23 protein-coding genes and 1 pseudogene are annotated in these 20257 nt (G+C 73.3%); 11 read left to right on the top strand and 13 right to left on the bottom strand.

Annotated features, from left to right (window positions below; all coding sequences use genetic code 11):
• The first annotated feature begins 91 nt into the window (after positions 1 to 91).
• From ACFYPM_RS19775 to ACFYPM_RS19755, 5 genes are all read left to right on the top strand, one after another.
• On the top strand, positions 92 to 472 hold the full coding sequence (locus ACFYPM_RS19775) for a hypothetical protein (RefSeq protein ID WP_357254133.1): 381 nt from the start codon (positions 92 to 94) through the stop codon (positions 470 to 472).
• A gap of 153 nt (positions 473 to 625) precedes the next feature.
• Entirely contained in the window at positions 626 to 886 is a 261-nt protein-coding gene (locus ACFYPM_RS19770; RefSeq protein ID WP_030504016.1) for a hypothetical protein, read from the top strand.
• Between the two features lie 6 nt (positions 887 to 892).
• Positions 893 to 1966: a hypothetical protein gene (locus ACFYPM_RS19765; protein WP_387198697.1), complete on the top strand. Its 1074-nt coding sequence runs from the start codon at positions 893 to 895 to the stop codon at positions 1964 to 1966.
• Positions 1959 to 4634, top strand: a complete 2676-nt coding sequence (locus tag ACFYPM_RS19760; RefSeq protein WP_387198694.1) for an FtsK/SpoIIIE domain-containing protein — start codon at positions 1959 to 1961, stop codon at positions 4632 to 4634. The genes ACFYPM_RS19765 and ACFYPM_RS19760 overlap by 8 nt, the downstream gene beginning before the upstream one ends.
• On the top strand, positions 4631 to 5293 hold the full coding sequence (locus tag ACFYPM_RS19755) for a hypothetical protein (RefSeq protein ID WP_387198691.1): 663 nt from the start codon (positions 4631 to 4633) through the stop codon (positions 5291 to 5293). The genes ACFYPM_RS19760 and ACFYPM_RS19755 overlap by 4 nt, the downstream gene beginning before the upstream one ends.
• A gap of 293 nt (positions 5294 to 5586) precedes the next feature.
• Here ACFYPM_RS19755 and ACFYPM_RS19750 read toward each other — a convergent pair whose 3' ends face one another.
• On the bottom strand, positions 5587 to 6861 hold the full coding sequence (locus ACFYPM_RS19750; RefSeq protein WP_387198688.1) for a cupin domain-containing protein: 1275 nt from the start codon (positions 6859 to 6861) through the stop codon (positions 5587 to 5589).
• Positions 6862 to 6870: 9 nt separating this feature from the next.
• Positions 6871 to 7176 carry a hypothetical protein gene (locus ACFYPM_RS19745; RefSeq protein WP_387198685.1) on the bottom strand — a complete coding sequence of 102 codons (306 nt, stop codon included), beginning with the start codon at positions 7174 to 7176 and terminating at the stop codon, positions 6871 to 6873.
• On the opposite strand from ACFYPM_RS19745, the pseudogene ACFYPM_RS19740 reads away from it, so the two are divergent.
• Positions 7154 to 7603, top strand: a pseudogene (locus ACFYPM_RS19740) (DUF72 domain-containing protein); the annotation flags it as partial. The gene ACFYPM_RS19745 and the pseudogene ACFYPM_RS19740 sit on opposite strands and share 23 nt — an antisense overlap.
• A 95-nt stretch (positions 7604 to 7698) precedes the next feature.
• On the opposite strand, the gene ACFYPM_RS19735 reads toward ACFYPM_RS19740, so the two are convergent.
• From ACFYPM_RS19735 to ACFYPM_RS19695, 9 genes are all read right to left on the bottom strand, one after another.
• The gene (locus ACFYPM_RS19735; protein ID WP_387198682.1) at positions 7699 to 8127 is read right to left on the bottom strand and encodes a DUF2267 domain-containing protein; all 429 of its coding nucleotides are present in this window, start codon (positions 8125 to 8127) and stop codon (positions 7699 to 7701) included.
• On the bottom strand, positions 8120 to 8305 hold the full coding sequence (locus tag ACFYPM_RS19730) for a hypothetical protein (RefSeq protein ID WP_387198679.1): 186 nt from the start codon (positions 8303 to 8305) through the stop codon (positions 8120 to 8122). Before ACFYPM_RS19730 ends, ACFYPM_RS19735 begins: the two co-directional genes overlap by 8 nt.
• A 132-nt stretch (positions 8306 to 8437) precedes the next feature.
• The gene (locus ACFYPM_RS19725; protein WP_387198676.1) at positions 8438 to 9310 is read right to left on the bottom strand and encodes a DUF72 domain-containing protein; all 873 of its coding nucleotides are present in this window, start codon (positions 9308 to 9310) and stop codon (positions 8438 to 8440) included.
• A gap of 48 nt (positions 9311 to 9358) precedes the next feature.
• Complete coding sequence (locus ACFYPM_RS19720; protein ID WP_387198672.1) at positions 9359 to 9757, bottom strand: TraR/DksA family transcriptional regulator; 399 nt, start codon at positions 9755 to 9757, stop codon at positions 9359 to 9361.
• 164 nt (positions 9758 to 9921) lie between these two features.
• On the bottom strand, positions 9922 to 10584 hold the full coding sequence (locus ACFYPM_RS19715) for a uridine kinase (protein ID WP_357254111.1): 663 nt from the start codon (positions 10582 to 10584) through the stop codon (positions 9922 to 9924).
• A 41-nt stretch (positions 10585 to 10625) separates the two neighbouring features.
• Entirely contained in the window at positions 10626 to 11231 is a 606-nt protein-coding gene (locus ACFYPM_RS19710) for a winged helix-turn-helix domain-containing protein (protein WP_387198669.1), read from the bottom strand.
• Positions 11232 to 11479: 248 nt separating this feature from the next.
• The gene (locus ACFYPM_RS19705) at positions 11480 to 12028 is read right to left on the bottom strand and encodes a winged helix-turn-helix domain-containing protein (protein WP_387198666.1); all 549 of its coding nucleotides are present in this window, start codon (positions 12026 to 12028) and stop codon (positions 11480 to 11482) included.
• A 50-nt stretch (positions 12029 to 12078) separates the two neighbouring features.
• The gene (locus ACFYPM_RS19700; RefSeq protein ID WP_387198664.1) at positions 12079 to 12567 is read right to left on the bottom strand and encodes a rhodanese-like domain-containing protein; all 489 of its coding nucleotides are present in this window, start codon (positions 12565 to 12567) and stop codon (positions 12079 to 12081) included.
• 46 nt (positions 12568 to 12613) lie between these two features.
• On the bottom strand, positions 12614 to 13066 hold the full coding sequence (locus ACFYPM_RS19695) for a cysteine dioxygenase (RefSeq protein ID WP_387198661.1): 453 nt from the start codon (positions 13064 to 13066) through the stop codon (positions 12614 to 12616).
• Between the two features lie 216 nt (positions 13067 to 13282).
• On the opposite strand from ACFYPM_RS19695, the gene ACFYPM_RS19690 reads away from it, so the two are divergent.
• The 3 genes from ACFYPM_RS19690 (at position 13283) to ACFYPM_RS19680 (ending at position 17447) form a co-directional block, all read left to right on the top strand.
• Positions 13283 to 15529 (top strand): MMPL family transporter, encoded by a 2247-nt coding sequence (locus ACFYPM_RS19690; protein ID WP_387198658.1) that lies wholly within the window; start codon positions 13283 to 13285, stop codon positions 15527 to 15529.
• 116 nt (positions 15530 to 15645) lie between these two features.
• Positions 15646 to 16812, top strand: coding sequence for a sensor histidine kinase (locus tag ACFYPM_RS19685; RefSeq protein WP_387198655.1), 1167 nt, complete (start codon positions 15646 to 15648; stop codon positions 16810 to 16812).
• Positions 16803 to 17447, top strand: coding sequence for a response regulator (locus tag ACFYPM_RS19680; RefSeq protein ID WP_387198652.1), 645 nt, complete (start codon positions 16803 to 16805; stop codon positions 17445 to 17447). The genes ACFYPM_RS19685 and ACFYPM_RS19680 overlap by 10 nt, the downstream gene beginning before the upstream one ends.
• Positions 17448 to 17521: 74 nt before the next feature.
• Here the strand turns inward: ACFYPM_RS19680 and ACFYPM_RS19675 are convergent, their stop codons facing one another.
• Entirely contained in the window at positions 17522 to 17899 is a 378-nt protein-coding gene (locus ACFYPM_RS19675; protein WP_387198649.1) for a signal peptidase I, read from the bottom strand.
• A 63-nt stretch (positions 17900 to 17962) separates the two neighbouring features.
• On the opposite strand from ACFYPM_RS19675, the gene ACFYPM_RS19670 reads away from it, so the two are divergent.
• A complete protein-coding gene (locus ACFYPM_RS19670) occupies positions 17963 to 18355 on the top strand; it encodes an ankyrin repeat domain-containing protein (RefSeq protein WP_387198647.1) in 393 nt (130 codons plus the stop codon).
• Positions 18356 to 18387: 32 nt separating this feature from the next.
• Positions 18388 to 19338 (top strand): DUF3500 domain-containing protein, encoded by a 951-nt coding sequence (locus ACFYPM_RS19665; protein WP_387198644.1) that lies wholly within the window; start codon positions 18388 to 18390, stop codon positions 19336 to 19338.
• A 137-nt stretch (positions 19339 to 19475) separates the two neighbouring features.
• Here ACFYPM_RS19665 and ACFYPM_RS19660 read toward each other — a convergent pair whose 3' ends face one another.
• Positions 19476 to 20234, bottom strand: a complete 759-nt coding sequence (locus ACFYPM_RS19660) for a class I SAM-dependent methyltransferase (RefSeq protein WP_387198641.1) — start codon at positions 20232 to 20234, stop codon at positions 19476 to 19478.
• Positions 20235 to 20257 lie beyond the last annotated feature (23 nt).

Below are 20257 nucleotides of genomic sequence, written 5' to 3'. Positions count from 1 at the left end.
CGCGCCCCGACAAACGCCGCGGGAGACGGCGTACCGGTATCCCGGGAGTGGCGTCGGGGTCGGGACCGCCCGTTGGTGGCAGGCTGGCCGGATGGATGAGACCCCGCTGCTGATCGTGGATGGCGCCAACGTGGTGGGCTCCCGCCCGAACGGGTGGTGGCGTGACCGGGCCGGGGCGGCGGCCCGTCTGCGCGACTCGCTCGCCCCGGTGGCGACCATCGGGTTGCCGGCCCGACTGCCGGCCCCGGTGGAGGTGGTGCTGGTGGTCGAGGGGGCCGCGCGGGACGTACCCGGGACCGACGGCGTCCGGGTGGTCTCCGCCCCCGGCTCCGGCGACGACAGCGTCGTCGACCTGGTCGCGGGCGCACCGCTTCGACGTCGGTTGGTGGTCACCGCGGACCGGGAGCTGCGCGAGCGGGTCACGGCCCTGGGCGCGGAGGTGTACGGGCCCCGGTGGCTCCGGGAGAACTGAGAAGTTCTCGCACTGGGAGTCCCACAGAATGGACTCCCGGCACATCCGGGGGCCTTCCGGACAGGCGGGCAGGAACACCGACAGGGCGGATGTTCTTTCGCGGCGGCCGATAGGCTCTAATGGAGATCTCCCCCGCCCCCAGGAGGTTCCGCCGTGGCGAGCGTCGCCGAGCTGAAGGCTGCCATCGATGTCGCCCTCCAACAGATCGGTGACGGGCAGACAGCCGTGCAGGCGGCCGGCGAGAAACTGGCCGAGGCGCAGCAGACCCTGGCCGGCGCACTGGAGGGCAGCGGGCACGAGACAGTGGAGGCGGCCCAGGCGTCGCTGACACAGGCCAGCCAGGAGCTGGAGGAGTGTCTCGCCGCGACACTTGTCGCGGTCGAGCAGGCGCAGCTCTACGTCGCGACGCTGTAGGCCGCCATGTCCATCATCGAGGACGTCGGTGGGCAGGTCCGCGCCGCCAGCGAGGAGTTCCCGCTGGCCCTGCTCGGGCAGGCGCTGGATAAGTTCGGCCTGGCCGCGGAGCGACTGCGCTGGGTCCGCCAGGAGTCGGCAAACCCGATGGGAGTGCCGGAGTTGTCCGCCGCTACCGAGCACGCCGAGAGCGCCGGCTACGCGTTGCGGGTCGCGCAGGAGCAGCTCTCGGCCTATCTGGCGGCGATCGGGTTGGGGGCGGACGGCGCTCCGGCGCCCCGCCCTGCGCAACGCGCTCCCCGACACGACACGCCGCCGGCGGCCGGTCCCAGCACGGTCGCGCCGGAGCCGACCGAACAGGTCCGGATGCGCCGCTGGTGGTCGGTGCGGGTGGCGGAGCTGACCGGCGGGCGCGAGGGCGTCGACGACGAGCCCGACGAGCGGGTGGACGACTCCCAGGAACTGCTGCGCCGAGTGGCGGGTGGTGTCCGCTCCGGCGACCGGGACCGGCTCCGCAAGGAGCTGCGGCGGGCACCGGCCGACGTGGGGCTGGGGATGGCGGCGCTGGCGCCACCGCTGCTGCGCGAGCTGGCCGGTGAGCTGCTGGGGCACCCGCCGCGCGCCGCCGACCTCGGTCGGTTGCGCGGGGAGTTGGACGGGAGGGTCCGCGACCTGCTGCCCGGGCTGCCGACACCGGTGCTGGAGACGCTGCTGACCCGGGTGTGCCGGATGCCGCCGCCGCGCGCCTCCGGGGAGCCGCCGCACGCCGCCGACTCCGCGGTGACCGCCGGTGTGGCGACCGGGCTGCTGCTCGCCCGCCTCGGCCGGGACCTGCCCTCCGGCGCGGGCCAACCAGCCGGCGCGGGCCAACCAGCCGGCGCGGGCCAACCAGCCGGCGCGGGCCAACCAGCCGGCGCGGGCGATCAACGCGGAGCGCGTCAACCAGGCGGCGTGGGTGCGCGCCCCGGTGGTGCGGTCCGGCGGCCGGGGGATGCGGGTGGACAACGCTCCGGTGGGCTGCCGCCGCGTTCGGGCAGCCCGTGGCGGGACGCGCCGACTCGTCGGGGCTCCGATGGCTGACCGGCGTGGTCAGCTCGCCGGGCGAATCCGGGACACCCTGGCCGAGGCGCTGGGAGCCACCCGTACCCGGCTGTCCGCCGCCCAGGCGGAACTGACCGCCGGGCGGGAACGGCTGGCCCGGGTCCAGCGGGCGGCGGCCGCCGTACCGGAGCGGGTGGGCGCCCAGCGGGACCGCCGCATCGCCGAGATCGACGCCCGCTACTCCGCCCGGATCGCCGAGCTGGCCCGGCGCGCCGCCGAGGCGGCCCGGCAGGAGGCGCCCGGCTGCGCGGGGGCCGACTGGGTGGGGTGGGCGCCGACGCCGACGCGGCGCGCGGAGCCGCCCGGCGCGCTGCGGGTCGGCACGGTCCGGATCGACGGCGTCGATCCGGTGCCCGCGCTGGTGCCGCTGCTCGACGCCGGCCACGTCCACCTCTCCGGAGACGATCGGGCCGGCTGCGACGCGGTGGTGTCCGCGTTGCTGCTGCGGGCCGCTGGCCGCGCCGACCCCGGGGCGGTACGGCTGGTCGGGTACGACCCGGAGCAGCTCGGCGGCGGCCTGGCCGGGTTCGCGCCGCTGGGCACGGCGGGGCTGCTCACCTTCGTCGGCCCCGGCGGGCTGGGTCCCCTGCTGGACGACCTGGTGGAGCAGATCCGCCGGATCAACGAGACGGTGCTCGCCGGCGAGTACGCCTCGCTGCGGGAACTGGCCGCGGCGACCGGCCGGCGACCCGAACCGTGGCGGGTGGCGGTGCTGCTCGGCGGCGACGAGCTCAACCGGCACGAGCGCGGCCAACTGGACCGGGTGGTCCGTGCCGGCGCGGCCTGCGGGGTGCACCTGGTGGTGCACGGGGTGCCGGTGCCGGAGGACCCGACGGTGACCCGGGTGGTCGCCGGGGCCTCCGGTGCGCGCATCGGCGGGTCGGCCGGGCTGCCGGTCCGGCTGGATCCGCCGCCACCGGCGACGCTCGTCACCGAGACCTGTCGGGAGATCGCCGTCCAGGTGAACGCCGGCCCGCCGCCGACCCCGTTCGCGGACCTGCTGCCCCCGCCCGAGCTGATGTGGCGGGAGGATTCCGCCGACGGGTTGACCGCCCCGATCGGTGAGGGGCCGCAGGGTCGACCGGTACGGCTGTCGTTGGGCGACTATCCGCCGCACGCGCTGATCGGTGGGCCGTCCGGCACCGGCAAGACCAACCTGATCTTCGCGTGGATCGGCGCGCTCGCCGCCCGCTACTCCCCCGCCGAGCTGGAATTCTATCTGCTGGACTTCAAGGAGGGGGTGTCCTTCGCGCGGTTCGCACAGGGCCGCCGTGACCCGAGCTGGTTGCCGCACATGCGCCTGGTCGGCATCAACGTGAACACCGACCGGGAGTTCGGCCTGGCGCTGCTGCGGTTCCTCGCCGAGGAGCTGCGCCGGCGCGCCGACGCGGCCAAGAAGCACGAGGTCACCAAGCTGGCCGAGCTGCGGGCGGTCGACCCGACCGGGCACTGGCCGCGGATCGTCGCGGTGGTCGACGAGTTCCAGATGCTGCTGGCCGGTCGGGACGTGGTCGCCCGGGAGGCGGCCGACCTGCTGGAGGACCTGGCCCGGCGCGGCCGGTCGCAGGGCATCCACCTGGTGCTCGCCTCGCAGGACGTGCGGGGCATCGAGGCGCTGTGGGGGCGGCCCGCGCTCGTCGCCCAGTTCACCCTGCGCATCGCGCTGCCCAAGGCGCTGCGGATCCTCGCCGAACGCAACGACGCGGCACAGTCGCTGCCCCGCTGGCACGCGGTGGTCAACGCCGAGTCGGGGATGGTGGAGGGCAACGAGGTCGCCCGGATCCCGTCCGCCAGCGACTGGGAGACGTGGAGCGGGTTGCAGCACCGGCTGTGGCGGATGCGCTCACCCGACGCGGCGCCGGCCCGACTCTTCGACGGCGACGCGATTCCCCGGCTGGCGGACGCCCCGGACTTCCGGGCGCTCGCCGCACCCCCGGACGGGAGCGTGCCGCGCAGCCCGGTGGCCCTGCTCGGCGAGATCATCGACGTGCAGTCCCGCTCGGCGGCGCTGCGCCTGCCGCGCGCCCCGGGCCGCAACCTCGCCGTGCTCGGCACCCGGGTGGACGAGGCGTGCGCGGTACTGGACGCGGCGGCCCGGTCACTGGCCCGCCAACATCCACCCGGCACCGCCCGGTTCTCCATCGCCTGCCTCGACGCGGACGCCGACCCGATGGCCCGCGCCCTCTACGACGACCTGGCCGACGACGCCGCCTGGTACGACGAGGAGACCGTGGGCGAGCTGATGGCCGAGACGGCCGACGGGCTGACCGGGCCGGGAAGCCCGCACTACCTGCTGCTGTTCGCGGTCGACGCGGCGGCCGGCGCGCTGGCCGCCCGCGCCGGCCGGCGCACCGGCCTGGAGCAGCTACGCCGGATCCTGCACGACGGGCCGGAACGCCGGACGCACGTGCTGGCCTGGTGGCGGGGTGTGGCCCGGATGCGCGCCGACCTCGGTGGTCCGGCCGCCCGCACCGACCAGATCGGCGCCTGGGTGGCGCTGGACGCGCACGGCGGCGAGCTGGGCTCCTCGCTCTACCCGGGCACCGGCGGCCCGGACTGGTATCCCCGCCCGTGGCGCGGGCTCTTCTTCGACCGGGCGGTCCACCGCACCGGACAGGTGATCATCCCTTACGGACCGTCGCGATGAACGAACCAGTGGCCAGCGAGACGTACGCGGCGCAGTTGCGGCGACTGGCCGAACTGACCGCACGGGTGGGTGAGCAGCGCGGCGAGGCGCACACCTGGTACGAGCGGCAGTGCGCGGCTGCCGAGCGGGCCGTCACCGACGCCGGCGAGCAGGTCCAACACGCCGAGGTGGAACTCGTCGAGGCGCGCGAGCAGCAGGAACGCGTCGACGCCGAGGTGGCGCACCTGTGGCAGCAGGTGCGTACCCGCCTCGGCGCCCGTCGTCTCGGCGGCCCGCCCGCTCCGGCGAACAGCGGCGGGACCACCGACGCGGTGGCGCTCCTCACCCGGGCCCGGGACCTGCTCGACCGGGCCGGCCAGCCGGGTGAGCTGCCGGGTTCGGTCAACCCCCTGCTGGCGCTCTGCGGGGTGGGCGGCGCGGTGTTCGCGTACGCGCTGGGGGCCGGGGCACGGGCGTTGGGCGTCGGGTACGGCGGCGACCTGGCGGTCGGGATGCCGGTGCTGGCGCTGGTGGTGACCCTGTTCGGGCCGTTGGTCGGGCTGGCGCCGGCGCGGGTGCTGGCCGACCGGCGGCACGCGGTGCTCGGACCCCGGCCGATCATCGTGGTGATCGGCGCGGGGTTGGTCACGACCGCTTTGCTGCTGGCGCTCGGGCGTTGACCCGGTCGAGCGCGGTCGTCGCCGCGTCGTCCACCCAGGCGCCGCCGCCGGTGATCAAGCGAGGCGCCCGCCGCCGTTGATCCACTCGGCTTCCCGGAAACCGCGCCATCCCACCGTCCAGACACCGCGACTTCAGGGAAACGGAGTCGATCGTCCGCCGGGCGGCGCAGGCAAGACGAGCCGGGCAGCGCGGACGCAGGCCGAGCCGAGCCGCGCGGGCCGAGCCGAGCCGAGCCGCGCGGGCCGAGCCGAGCCGGGCCGCGCGGGCGGGGCCGCGCGGGCCGAGCCGGCTGTCAGGCCGGGACCAGGACGGCCTCGCGGAGCAGGCGGCGGGTCAGGGTGACCCGGTCGGCGTCGTCGGGCAATCCGGGCAGGTCACCGACCCGGGTGACCGCGCCGCCGAGCAGGACACGAGCCGCCGCCTCGCACGCGGCGGGCAGGGTGATGGTGCGGTCGAACAGCCGCAACGCCACCGTGTCCGAGCCGTGCGGCACCAGTTGCCAGCGCAGACCGGGGCGCAGGGTGACCCGGGCGTCGGCGTCCAGCGTGGCCACCGCGTCGGCCTGGGCGAGCGGCCGGATGGGTGCCGGGCGGGCAGCGGGCCAGGCCCGCTGGCGCAGCCGCGCGGCGACCGCGGCCGGGTCGGCGCGCAGCAGCCAGTCCCGCAGCGCCTCCACCGTCTCGGTCAGCTCCGGCTCGATGGCGTCCGGGTCGGCGACGTCGGTGCCGAACGGCAGGGTGGCCCGCAGCCGCTGGTCCTCGGCGGCCAGCGCGAGCAGCTCCTCGACCAGGGCGTACCGGGTGAGCGCCCGAATGCCCACGGTCAGGTGCAGCGAACTGGCGTCCTGCGCCTGCGCGCTGTGCAGCCAACCCCGGGGCAGGTAGAGGGCGTCGCCGGGGGCGAGCACCACGTCCAGCGCGGCGGGACCCTGCGCGGTCGCGCCGACCTCGTCGGCCCGGCCACCCCACGGCTGCTTCTCCAGCGGGTCGGGCAGCACCGGCGGGTGGATCCGCCAGTGCTTGCGGCCGTCGACCTGGAGGACGAACACGTCGTGCGTGTCGTAGTGGGTGGCGAATCCCTGACTGCCGGCCGGCGTCAGGTAGGCGTTGATCTGCAACGGCTGGTTGAGCGCGAGGCCCAGGTCGCCGGCGAAGTCGACGAGCGGCGGCCAGATCCGGTGCAGACCCTGCAACACAAGCGTGGCGCCGGAGGCGTACTGCTCCAGGACCCGCTCGTCGAGCACCTGGTCGCCGATCTCGGCGCCGGCGCCGCCGCCGCCGGTCCAGCGCGCCGCCGGCACCAACTGGCCGTCCTTGGCAACCCGCAGAAACGGGGTACGCAGACCGCGCCGGCTCAGCAGCTCGTCGGCGTCGGCGGGGCTGAGCAGGTCGGTGAAGCCGGCCGGGTCGGGCAGCTCGGCGGCGCGGGACAGCAGCGGGGTGTGTCCCCAGTGCGCGGCGGCGAACTTGGCCGGTTCGACCGAGACGCAACGGGCCAGCGCCGCCGCGGCGGATGCGGACGGAACCGCCGGGCGGCCGTGGCCGCCCGGCGGGTCGAGGTGCGTCATGGTGTGCCGCTACCGCGCGCTGCCGTCGGCGCCGCCGTCCTGCTGGCCCGGCGTCGCACCGCCGTCGGCGGGACCTTCCGCGCTGCCGTCCGCGCCACCGTCGTGCTGACCCGGGGTCGCGCCACCGTCGGCGGGGCCTTCCGCGCCACCGTCCGCGCCACCGTCGTGCTGACCCGGGGTCGCGCCACCGTCGGCCGGGCCCTCCGCGCCACCGTCCGCGCCACCGTCCTGGTGGCCGGGGGTCGCGCCACCGTCGGCCGGGCCTTCCAGGCCGCCGCCGCCCGTGGTCTGCATGTCGTCGTCGTTGAGTGCCATCGGTACTCCCTCGGGTGTGCCGCCCCGCCGTACGCCGGGGTCCGTCGTGCTGCGGGTGGTACCCCACGCGCGATCTTCTCTAACCCTCACCGTAGACGTCGAAGCGGGACGACACGGGCGGTTCGCGAGCCGCGGCGGAGAGTGTCACGATGGGACGGTGATCCTGGTGGGTGCGGCCGGCTGGCAGTATCGGGACTGGCGGGGCCGCTTCTGTCCGCAGCAGTTGCCGAAGCGACTCTGGCTGGAGCGCTTCGCCGAGGGTTTCGCCACGGTAAAGGTCAACAACGCCTTCTACCGGTTGCCGGAGCGCGACACCGTCGCCGCCTGGCGGGCGCGGACCCCGGCGGACTTCCGCGTGGCGGTGAAGATGAGCCGCTATCTCACCCACATCAAGCGGCGGCGTGAGCCGGCCGAGCCGGTGGCCCGGTTCCTCGGTCGCGCCACCGACCGCCGCCGAGGCGGACCCCACCGACGCAGAGCCCGCCCGACAGGTCGTCGGGCGGGCTTCGGCGCGTCAGGTCGTCACGGCATCATCACGGCCAGATCGGCCGGCATGGTGTCCTTCACGTCCTGCCACTCACCCTGGGTGACGTGTCGGCGTAGGGTGTCGAGCACCACCTGCGTCACCCGCTCCGGGCCGCCCTCCGCGTCGTACGGGAAGCCCTGGCGGACCTCGTAGAGGAAGTCGTCCCGGTTGAGCTTGATCGGCACGTCCGACGGGACCCACCCGTCGAAGTAGATGCCCCGCACCAGCACCGGCAACTGCTGGGCGAACTCCACGCTCTCGTCCACCGGCAGCCGGTCGCGCAACAGGTGCAACACCGTGCGCAGCGCCGCGTACGACTGGTTGCGCCGATCCTTCGGCCAGCCGTAGGCGTTCTCGATGTCCTTCAGGATCAGGTTCGTCTTGTCCAGCGAGGATTCGAACGCTGAGATCATCGCGTCAGCCATCGGTGGCCCCCCGTTCCGTGTTGTCCCACCGTCGGTCGTCGGTACGACGTGGCGGCCCCGCTGGGCCGCGTCGGGCCCGCACCGGGCTGCCCTGCGGGGCGCTCCGGGCGTTGTCGGGCGTGCCGACCACGTGCAGGACGGCTCCGCGCCGTCGATCCGTCACCACTCGAACCGTCATCCCCCGTCACCTCCGTGTCGTCTCCGGCGTCGGCCACCCTGCGGGCGACCGGCACCACCGTGTCCACCCTGCCGGCGGGGCGGGTGAGCCGGCACCACCCCGATCGGGTGAGCCGCGCCGCCCCGGCGGCGGTCAGTCGGTGCCGAGGAGCCCGGCCAGGGTCGTGGCGTTCGTCTGCGCGTAGTCGCGGTAGCAGTTGTTCATCAAAATGTGGGTCTGCCCGGCCTGGTCGGCCAGCTCGCGCAGCTTCGGCGCCCAGTCGGCCAACTCCCGCTTGGAGTAGTGGTAGCCGAACTTCTCGTGGATGTCCTTGCTCGTCCACTTGTCGCTGTGCCCGTGGAAACGCACAACCGCGAGGTCCGCGGTGGCGGCCAGCACCGGGGGCAGCGACGAGCGGTGGCCCTGCGGCATGTCCACGCAGACGTACGGCAGGTCGTGCTCGCGCAGGAAGGCCAGGGTCTCGTCGGCGTTGTCGCCGTCGAACCAGGAGGCGTGCCGGAACTCGTACACCGGGCGCAACGGCGCGCAGCGCTTCGCCACCTCCAGCAGGTACTCCTTGTTGGCCCGCTTGATGGTGAACCAGGGCGGGAACTGGAACAGCAGCGCGCCCAGCTTGCCCGCCTCGACGAGCGGGTCCAGCGCGGACAGGAACCGCGTCCAGATCTCCTCGTACGCCTGCGCGGGCAGGTCGTCGGGGTAGACGTTCTTCTTGTCGGTCTCCGGCCGCAGGTCCTTGTAGAGCGCGCTGACCCGGGTGGGATGTCCGGTCAGCAGGCTGAACGCCTTGATGTTGAAGGTGAAGCCGTCCGGGGTGCGTTCGGCCCACAGCCTCGCGGTCGCCTCGGCGGGCGGGGAGTAGTAGGTGGCGTCCACTTCGACGAGCGGAAACTGCCGGGCGTAGTAGGCCAGCCGCTTCTCCGGGGTGTCCGCGGTCTGCGGATACCAGCCCGAGTCCAGCAAGGTGCGGTCGGTCCAGGACGCGGTGCCCACCAGGATGTCACCCATGGGTGAAGTCCATCGCGTCGTGGGCCGACCGGCAACCGCTGGCGTTACTCAGGCCGCCCGCCGTTCACGGGTCTGCTTACAGGTCACACAGGTGGTGGCGGCCGGGAAGATCTCCAGCCGCTCCACCGGGATCGCCGCCGCGCACCCCTCACACCAGCCGTAGGTGCCCTCCTCGAGCCGGCCGAGGGCGTGCTCGTACTGGGCGCGGCGGTCGAGGATGGTGCGCAACAGCGACTGCGCGGTGTCCCGCTCGGCCGTCTTGGTTCCGCTGTCGGCCTGGTCGTCGCCCGCGGTGTCGCCGACCTCCACCAGGCGCAGCACCTGACTCTGGAGCACAGCCTGGTCGTACTCGGCGGTCAGCTCGTCGTAGCGCGCCTGGAGGGAGAGCCGGATCTGGTCGATCTCCGCCTGGGGGCGGATCGTACCGACCGTGTCGTCGACGAGCATCGCTGCCTGCCTTTCCTGGGCCTGAGGCTCACGGTGAACCGGATGCCGGCGGCATCGTGCCCCGGGTCACGGTCGCATTCGGTACACGGGCGGTCACCCGCGCTCTGTGAGCCGGGCGATTACCCGCCGTACGAGCCGAGCAAACCGAGGTTTCCCGACGGTTTTCAGGCGTCGCCGTCGGCCTCCACGAGCGCCGGGTGGCGGGGGTCGTCGGCCCGCACCACGACGTCGGCGAAGCTCGCCGGCGCGACCTCCTCGGCGTACCTGTCGAAGGCCGGCAGCGCCCACACCTGTCCGGCCTCGGTACGCCGGCGCAGCGCCGCCGCGGACACCTGGAGGTGAACGGTGACGTCGAAGGGCAGGCCCCCGCCGAGCAGCAGCGGGCCGCTGACCAGGACGACACCTCCGGGTGGCAGGTGGACGTAACGGGCGCGGCTGGCCCGGTCGGCGTCGGCGTCCCAGAGCGACGGGAGCAGCCGCCCGGTGCCGCCCGGACCGGCCGGGTCGAGCACCTCGCGACGCAGCCCGGCCTCGTCGACCCAGTTCTCGTAAAAGGAGTCCGGGTTGGTGCGACCCAGCTCGAAGCGCAGCGAGGCGGGGCGGAGGAAGTCGGAGGCGCGGACGTGCAGCACCGGACGACCCCGGGCGCGCAGCGGGTCGACGAGCGCGTCGGCCAGGTCGTCGACGCCCGCGGCGGGAGCGCCGTCCACGGCCACGCGCAACCGCGCGGGTCCGGCGCCGTCGGTCGCGGCGCGTGTCGCGGCGTCGGCCAGCCGGCCGGTCAGCTCGTCGACGAGCAGGTCGGGCGAGATGGGGCGGATGCGCACCGGACCATCCTGCCCGGCCAAGGACGGGCCGGTGACGCCGGTCAGCCGGAACGGTCGATGGTCACCCGGGCGTCGTCGGCCAACCGGTAACCCACGCCGTAGACGGTGGTGACCAGTGGTACGTCCACACCGACCTTGCCGCGCAGCCGACGCACGTGCACGTCGACGGTGCGGACGCCGGCGTGCTCGTAGCCCCAGACCGCGTTGAGCAGTTGCAGCCTGGTGAACACCCGGCGCGGGTGGGCGACCAGGTGCAACAGCAGGTCGAACTCCAACCGGGTCAGCGGCAGCGGCTCGTCGTCGCGCAGCACCGAGCGGGACGACGCGAGGATGTGCAGGGCCGGGATGGTCGGGCTGAGCGCCCGGGTCGGCGACCGGTTGGGGGAGGCCTGGTCGGGGCGGCGCTCGGCCGGCACGGTCCCGATGATCACGCCCTCGCCCCGCTCCAGCATCTCCCGGGCGGCGTCGAGCAGCAGACGTGCCGCCGGGGTCAGCGACTCCTCAGAGGCCAGCGGGATGGACAGCGTCACGGTGAGCACGGGCGCGGCGGTGTTGGCCGGGCGACGCTGGCCACCGGGCGGTCGACCGGGCACCGGAGGTTGGGACGTATGCCATCCGGCGCGCGACGAGGCAGGGCTGACCGACATGGTCCTCCTTGGGCTGATCCGGGTATCTCCCCACGGCCCGGGACGCCGCTTCATCGATGTTTCCCGGCGCTTGGGCGAGGGTCAAGAGGCGGCCGCGTTGCATGACTGTGACAATTGACTTACACATCGGAGCCAGACGCTCGCTCTGCGTGTGAAGTCAGATGATTACAGCAGAGCCCACGCGATGCCCCGATACGGGGGTCCCCGTCCTGTTCAGCGGGACGATCGCCGGGTCGCCGCAGCGGGGTTCAGCGGCTGTGGTCCACGCTGATCCCCGCCTCGTCGGCCAGCCGGTAGCCGACCCCGTAGACGGTGGTGATCAACTCCGCCCCGGGCAGCTTGGCGCGCAGCCGGCGGACGTGCACGTCCACGGTCCGGGCCACCGCGTGCTCGTAACCCCAGACGCTCGACAACAGCTGCAGGCGGGTGAAGACCCGGCGCGGCCGCTCGGCCAGGAACAGCAGCAGCTCGTACTCGATGCGGGTCAGTGGGACGACCCGGCCACCCCGGCGGACCAGCCGCGAGCCGGCCAGGATGTCCACGTGGTCCCTGTCGGCGGGCGGCTCGGCGATGGCCGGGCTCGGGGCCGGTCGCGGCACCGCCGCGACATCATCGACGGTACGCAGCTGACCCTCGCCCGACTCGGCCAGCTCACCGAGCAACTGCACCAGCCGGGCCAGCCGCGGGCTCAGCGGCCCGGGGACGAGGTCGAGGGTGATGGTCAGGGTCGGTGCGGTGCGCGGCCGCGCGGGGCGCAGCCCGGGGTGACGGCGCGTGGGGATGGCGACGACGGACATGGTGCCTCCTGAGTGGCGGTACGCCCGCCACGCCGGGTACGGCGTGACGGTCAGTGGCGCGCTCGCCCGGTGTTGACCGGGGACGCGTGAGGGGTGGTGCGGTGCAGCGGGGTCGGGCCGAGGGCCGGCAGACCGGCGATCCGCCAGGCGGCGAACCCACCCGCCACGTCCGTGGCCCGGTGCAGGCCGATGTCCTGTAGGGCGGCGGCGGCCAGCGACGAGGTGTAACCCTCCTGGCAGAGGATCACCACCGGCACGTCGTAGTCGACCGCCTGTGCCAGGCGTGCCGGACAGCGCGGATCGAAGCGCCACTCCAGCACGTTGCGCTCGACCACGAGCGAGCCCGGCACCATGCCGTGCGCGGCCCGCTGCGCCGCCGGCCGGATGTCGACAAGCAGCGCTCCGGTCCGGTACGCCAGGTGCGCCCGTTCCGGGTCCAGCCGGTCGAGGCGAGCGCGCGCGGCGTCCAGGATCTCGTCGATGCCCCGAGAGCCCGGCGGCGGCACGGGGGCCGGGCGGTGCTCGGCGGTTAGCTGCATTATGGGTTCCTTCCGGTGACAGGTATGAATCGTGGCTGGCCGGCGCTCACCAGGACCGGCCGGCCTCGGCGACTTCGGCGACCCGCAGCCGTCCGTCGACGAGGTGATAGCGGGTCATCCGCAGCAGCGCCGGCCGGTAGACGTGCACGCTGACCGCCGGCACCGAGCCCTGGTTGGTCACCTGGTGCACGTGTCGGGGGCCGAAGCGACGACCGACGCCGGCGGACAGCAGCCGTGGGCGTAGCCGACCGAGACTGACCGTCTCCTCGGTGAGCGCGCCGTCGACGACCCGGAACGCTCCCGCGGAGCCGCCGTGGTCGTGCAGGTCGGTGCCCTGCCCGGGCAGCCAACTCAGGGCCCACACCTCGTGGTCGTCGCCGACGTCGAGGCGTGCGTACCAGCGCTCGGCAGGGTCGAAGCGCAACGCGACCGGCCAGCCGGCCGGGTCGGCCCAACGGGCGGCGACGGTGAGCAGGTCGGGCTCCGGGCGGTGCGTCATGGCGGTTCCTCGCGGGTCGTTCGGCGGGGTGCCCTCGTACTCTAGACGGTAAAGCCTATAGGTTTAGTAGGTAATACCGCCTGGTGGGACGGCGGTCCGCCGCCGACGACCAGCTCAGGGGGTGCGGTTTTCCACACCCGGCCGGTGTGGTCTCCCCGCTGAGGTCGGCGGTCGACCTCATGGCCTGGGCCACAGGGAGTCCATAACGTCGTCGGCATGATCCAGAACGTCGTCACCACGGTCCGCGCGCTCGCCGGTAAGCCTTTCACCGCGCGGATCGGCCGGTGGAGCGCCCACCATCCCTGGCTGGCGATCACGGCCTGGCTGTGTTTCGTGGCGGCCAGCGTGGTCGGTGGCAGCCTGGTCGGCACGGTCGAGGCCACCACGCAGGACAGCCTGCACGGGGAACTGGCCCGCGCGGATCGCATCGAACAGGCCGGCGCGTTCCCCGACGCCCCGGCGGCGGAGAGCGTCCTGATCACGGCACGGGCGGGCGATCTCGATCTCCGACGCGCGCAGACCGCGGCGATTGACCTGTCCACGCGGATGCGCGTCCTGCCCGAGGTGGCGACGGTCGCCGACCCGGTCACCTCGCCCGATCGCGGTGCAGTGCTGGTCGAGGTGGAGATGACCGCTTCGGCGGACGACGCTGACGCTCGCGTCGGACCGCTGCTGGATGCCACCACGCAGGCGCAGCAGCGGTATCCCGACCTGTGGGTGGAACAGGTGGGGTCGGCATCCCTGGGGAAGGCACTGACCGAGACGCTGGCGGCGGATTTCGTCCGGGCGGAGCTGATCAGCGTGCCGGTGGCGCTGGTGATCCTGCTGTTCAGCTTCGGCGCGTTGATCGCCGCCGGAGTGCCCGTCGTGCTGGCGTTGTCAGCCGTGGCCGCTGCGATGGGGCTGGCAAGATTCGCCTCGCACCTCTTCCCGGCCGGGGAGATGGTCAGCAGCATCATCCTGCTGATCGGCTTGGCGGTCGGCGTCGACTACTCGCTGTTCTACCTCCGCCGCGAGCGGGAGGAACGAGCGCGCGGGCGTGACCATCGCAGCGCGGTCGAGATCGCGGCCGCCACCTCGGGGCACGCGGTACTGGTCTCCGGCGTCGCCGTCATGGTCGCCATGGCCAGCCTGTTCCTGGTCGGCGACAACACGTTCAGTTCGATGGCGACCGGCTCGATCCTGGTGGTCGGCGTTGCCGTGGTCGGCTCCCTCACCGTGCTGCCCGCGATCCTGGTCGCCCTCGGGCGCTGGGTGGACCGGTTACGCGTGCCCTTCCTCGGTCGGCGGATCCACCGGGCGCAGCGGAGCCGCCTCTGGGCCGCGGTCCTACGGCCGGCGCTGCGCGCGCCGCTGCCGACCCTCGTGATCTCCGTCGGAGCACTGGTTCTCGTCGCCATCCCGGCGCTGGACATGAACCTCAAGAAGCCGACCATGACCGACCTGCCCCGCTCGATTCCGATCCTGCGCAGCGTCGACCGTCTGGCGCAGGCGTTCCCGAGCAACGACCTGGGCACCAGTCACGTCGTCGCGGTCCGCACCACCACCGCCGGCGGCGCGGCGGTGCACCGGGAACTCGCCGAGCTCTCCAGGCGGATCAGCGGCGACAGCCGGTTCGCCCAGGACCGTCCCCCGACCGTCCGCAGGTCGGCCGACGGCACCGTCTTCCTGTGCACCGTCCACGTGGCGGGCGCCAGCGACAGTCGCGTGGCGACGCAGTCTCTGCGGCGGCTGCGCGGCGAACTGCTACCGCAGACGGTCGGCACCGTCCCGGAAACGCGGTGGGCAGTGACCGGACGTACCGCCAGCGACGCCGACTTCCGTGACCGCATGGCGGCGGCGCTGCCACCGGTCGTCGGGTTCGTGCTCGCCACGACGTTCCTGATCATGCTCTGCACGTTCCGGTCGGTCGTGGTTGCGCTGACGTCGGTCCTGCTCAACACGATCTCCGTGGCCGCCTCGTACGGGCTGCTGGTGCTGGTGTTCCAGTACACCTGGGCGGAGGGCCTGCTCGGCTTCACCTCCAACGGCGCGGTCGTGTCCTGGCTGCCACTCATGCTGTTCGTCATCCTCTTCGGGCTCTCGATGGACTACCACGTGTTCGTCGTGAGCCGCATTCACGAGGCTGTCCAGCGCGGCGTACCGACCCGGCAGGCGATCGAGCAGGGCATCGTCTCGTCGGCGTCCACCGTCAGCAGCGCCGCGATCATCATGGTCGCCGTCTTCTGCGTCTTCGCCACGCTGTCGATCGTCGAGTTCAAACAGCTCGGCGTGGGGCTCGCCGCCGCGATCCTGATCGACGCCACCATCATCCGCGCGGTCGTCCTGCCGTCACTCATGCGACTGCTCGGAGAGGCGAACTGGTGGGCCCCACGATTCTTGACCAGCCGCCGTGGGATCGCTGGCACACCCCGCGACGGTGACGCCGACACACAGGTCATCATGGCGAGCGTGGACCGGTAGCCCCGTGTGATGACGGCTGGGGGCGCGGCCCTCGTGACCGGCCGCCACCGACCCGGACGACCTGGACCCGAGACGACCTGGACCCGAGACGACCTGAGCCATGAGGGGACCGCCAGATGGCAGAGCGAGCCGCGCACGGTCGGCGATCGTGGATCGCCGCCGTGGCCCGCCCGACCACGGGCGTGGTGCTCGGCGTCCTCACCGCGGCGGCCGAAGTCCTGTTCCTGCTCCTCGCCGGGCTGGCCATGGTCGCGCTCTCGCCGGCGCCGGCGGTCCGCCGCCGCACGGGCACCAGCACCGTCCGGTACGCCAGACGTATCGCCGAGTGGGAGCAGCACCGGTTGGCCGTCAGCGCCTCGCAGCCACCCTCGCCACCGATCCAGGCGAGCGGACCGCGCGTGCTCGGCTACCTCGCCGCCCGCCTCCTGCCGGCGGCGCTCGGCCTGCTCACCGCCGGCCTGCTCGTGGTCGGCGCCGCACTCGCCGCCATCGTGGTGCGCTCCTTCGTCGGGGGCAGCATGACCGTGGGCACCCTCCTGCTGCAGGGGCTCGTCGGGGCGGCCCTGCTGTTGGTGAACCTGCAGGCGATCGCCAGCGTCGCCAGGCTTGACCGGTGGCTGGCCCACAGCCTGCTCGAATCTCACACCCGGGCGGCGTTGCACCAGCGGATCAGCGACCTGACCGTCAGCCGAGCCGGCGTCCTCAGCGCGGTCGACGCGGAACGCCAGCGCATCGAGCGCGATCTCCACGACGGGTTGCAGCAACACCTCGTCGCGCTCGGCGTGCTGCTGGGGCGGGCGCGACGCAGCCGCGACCCGGACAGGGCGAGCGCACTTCTCGGACAGGCGCACGAGGACGTGCAACGCGCCATCGACGAGCTGCGGGACGTGGCCTGGCGGGTCTACCCCTCCGCACTCGACCACAGCACCCTGGACGAGGTGCTGACCATGGTGGCGCAACGATCCGCCACCCCTGTCAAGATCAGCTATGACGTGCCCGTCCGGCCCACCCGACCGATCGAGACCGTGCTCTACTTCGTCGCCTGCGAAGCGATCACCAACACCACCAAACACGCCCGAGCCACCCTGATCACCATCGAAATCGAGAAACGGAACGCGAGAATCGAGATGCGCGTATGCGACGACGGCGCCGGCGGTGCCGACCCACACGGCAACGGCCTACAGGGGCTCGCCCGCCGGGTCACCGCTCTGGACGGGCAGTTCGACCTGCACAGCCCACCCGGCGGCCCGACGACGATCCGGGCGGTGCTGCCGTGCGCATAGTTCTCGCCGAAGATTCCACCCTGCTCCGCGAAGGGCTGGCCCGCCTCCTCGCCGACGAGGAACACCAGGTGGTGGCCGCCATCGCGGACGCCGATCAGCTCGTCACCGCCGTCGAGCAGCACCGCCCCGACGTCGTCGTCACCGACGTCCGCATGCCACCCACCAACACCGACGACGGGCTACGGGCCGCGCTGGAGATCCGCCGCCGATGGCCCGACATCGGCGTACTCGTCCTCTCCCAATACGTCGAGAAGCGCTACGCCGCGAAGCTCCTCGCCGACCGGTCCGAAGGCGTCGGCTACGTCCTGAAGGACCGCGTCGCCCAGGTCGAGGACTTCCTCGACGCGCTCGACCGTGTCGCCGCCGGCTCCACCGCCCTCGACCCCGAGGTCGTCCGGCAGCTCATCTCCGCGACCCGACACACCGACCCACTCAACCGACTCACCCCACGGGAGCGCGACGTGCTGCACCACATGGCTCAGGGGCACACCAACGCCGCCGTCGCCGCGCGCCTGCACGTCTCACAGAGCGCTGTCGAGAAACACGTCAACACCATCTTCGACAAACTCGACCTCACCCACGCCACCGGATACAGCCGCCGCATCCTCGCGATCCTGCAGTACCTCGGCTCCTAGCTGTTCGACCCACCCGGTGGCACCGTGGGGCGCGGCTGGGCGACGTGGCCGCAGCGGGGCTGTCGTGGAGCCGATCAGCGCAGGACCGGAGGATCCACCCGGTAGCCGGGCAGGGAGGGCCACCGCACGGTCAGCACCACCGACGCGCGCTCGGCGAACCAGGAGTGATCCACCCCCCGGCCCCACACCACGTAGTCGCCCGGCGCGGCCAGCCGTACCGTCCGGTCCGGCAACTCCACCCGGAAACACCCCTCGACGAGGACGAGCAGGGTGGTACGCCGCTCTCCGGTCGCCCACCGCGACCGGGCATGCCCGGGCGGATGCACGCCCCACTTCACCTCGACCTCGGTGCTGTGCCGAACCTCTCCCGGCGGCACGAAATGCCCCAGCAGCCAACCGGCGTCGGCGGCACCGTCGACACCCGCGTTACCCACGTACACCGTCTCCGCCATCGGCCCCTCCCCCAGCGTGCCGGCCGAGCAACCTATCAGGACCGGGGCAACTAACCTGGACCGGTGACCGACCACCTCGACGCCGAGACGCTGGCGTTCGCGCACCGGATGTTCGACCTGGCCCGGGCCGGCTGCACCGAGGAACTGGCCGCGCAACTCGACGCCGGCCTGCCCGTCAACCTCACCAACGACAAGGGCGACACGCTGCTGATCCTGGCCGCGTACCACGCCCACCCGGACACGGTGGCCGCCCTGCTCGATCGCGGCGCCGACCACTCCCGGGCCAACGACCGTGGTCAGACCGCGCTGGCCGCCGCGGTCTTCCGCAGCAGCATTGAGGCGGTCCGCGCGCTCCTCGCCGCCGGCGCCGATCCGGCCCACGGTAACCCGTCGGCCCTGGACACCGCGGCGTTCTTCGACCTGCCGGAGATGACGCAGCTGCTGCGCGCCGGCTGACAGCGACGCCGACCGGCCGGTATACAGGGTCGGTGGAAGATCCTCTAGCCGAGCAGATGCGCGCGGCCGGCACCGCGCTGCTGGCCGCGCTCGACCCCGCCGCCCAGGACAGCGCCGTGCACCCGTTCGACGACGAGTCGGCCCGACGGTGGCTGGAATATCGGCCCCGACCCCGACCCGGCGTCTGCCTCGCCGCGCTCGACGTCGCCGGCCGCAAGGCCGCGCACCGGCTGCTGGCCACCGCGCTCAGCCCCTCGGCGTACGCGCAGGCGATGGCGATCTTCTCGCTGGAGGAAGTGCTGGACCGGGCCGAGGACTGGCGGCGCGGGCGGCACAGCGCTGACTACTGGGTGGCCGTCTTCGGCGATCCGGCGCGCGACGACCGGTGGGCGTGGCGGCTGGAAGGACACCACCTGTCGGTCACCATGACAGTGGTGGACGACCAGGTCTCCCCCGCGCCGATCTTCTTCGGCGCCAACCCGGCAACGGTCCGGTACGCCGGCCGCCCGGTCTCCCGGCCGCTGGGCGTCGAGGAGGACCTGGCCCGTGCCCTGCTCGACGCCCTGGGGCCGGCCGAGCGGGGCGCCGCGATCATCGCCGACGAGGCGCCGGCCGACATCATCAGCGCCACCCGCGGACGGGTCGACGGACCCCTCGAACCGCTCGGCGTGCCGGCGGACCGGCTGGGGCCGACCGGCCGCGCATTACTCGACCAGGTCGTCGCGCTCTACCTGGATCGGCTGCCACCCGAGCTGGCCGTCCGGGAGGCGGCGCGCGTACACCGCGGTCAGCTGCACTTCGCCTGGGCCGGCCCGACGAGGCCCGGCCAGCGGCACTACTACCGGGTGCAGGGCGACGATCTGCTGATCGAGTACGACAACACCAGCGCCGACGGCAACCACGCGCACACCGTGCTCCGCCGCCCCGCCAGCGACTTCGGCGCCGACATCCTGGCCACCCACCACGGGTCCCACGCCCACTAGTGGTGCGTGTGTCAAAGTCCTCGGTCGAGCCGAGGCGGAGTCCAGGCGGCGGTCCGGCGAGGCGCACAGTCCTGACTCATGGCAGGGCTGGGGCCGTCCCCGTGCGCGGCTTGCGGGCGCTTGTCGCGTCGGCGGCCTCAGGGGCGAATGGCCTCGATGAGGAAACGCTGGGCATGGGTCACGAAGGTGCCCTCACCGGCGATCCGGTGGTGCAGGACGCGCAGTTGTTCGCGGTAGCGGTCGACCGTGAAGTCGGGCACCGTCCACACCACCTTACGAAGGAACCAGACCACCGCGCCGATGTCGTGGAAGACCGCACGCAGCGTGGCCCGGCGCAGGTCGACCACCCGCAGCCCGGCGGCCTCGGCAGCGGCAATCGCGTGCTCGGGGTGCCGATGGGTCGGCGGCGGCAGCGGACCGAGGATCGCCTCACTCAGCTCCCGCATGGTGCCCGCCCCGATCTGCTGCGACAGGAACGTGCCGCCGGGTCGCAGCACCCGTGCCGTCTGCGCCCAGTCGGTACGCACCGGGTGCCGGCTGACGACCAGGTCGAAGGAGGCGTCGCGGAACGGCAACGGCCCCTCCTGAGCGACCGCGACGACCGTGGCACCCACCCGGCGCAGGTTCCGCCGGGCGACCTCCACGTTCGGCGGCCAACCCTCGGTGGCCGCCAGCAGCCTCGGTGGACGCGGTACCTCGGCGAGCACCTCCCCGCCGCCGGTGTCCACGTCCAGTGCGGCGTCGGCGCGCGCCATCCGGTCAGCGACCAGCCGCGCGTACCCCCAGGGTGGACGCTCCTCGGTGGCCCGGCCGGCAAGCCACCCGAAACCCCAACCGTCGACCGGCGCGGCCGCACCCTGCGCGATCAACTCCTCGGCATCATCCTCGGCGTTCACGACGATCAGCCTCGCCGGCCGGC

The organism is Micromonospora sp. NPDC005203 (genome assembly GCF_042872705.1).
GTDB lineage: Bacteria > Actinomycetota > Actinomycetes > Mycobacteriales > Micromonosporaceae > Micromonospora.
The sequence above is the reverse complement of the archived record's forward strand: the minus strand, read 5'-3'. Positions and strand labels throughout refer to the sequence as shown.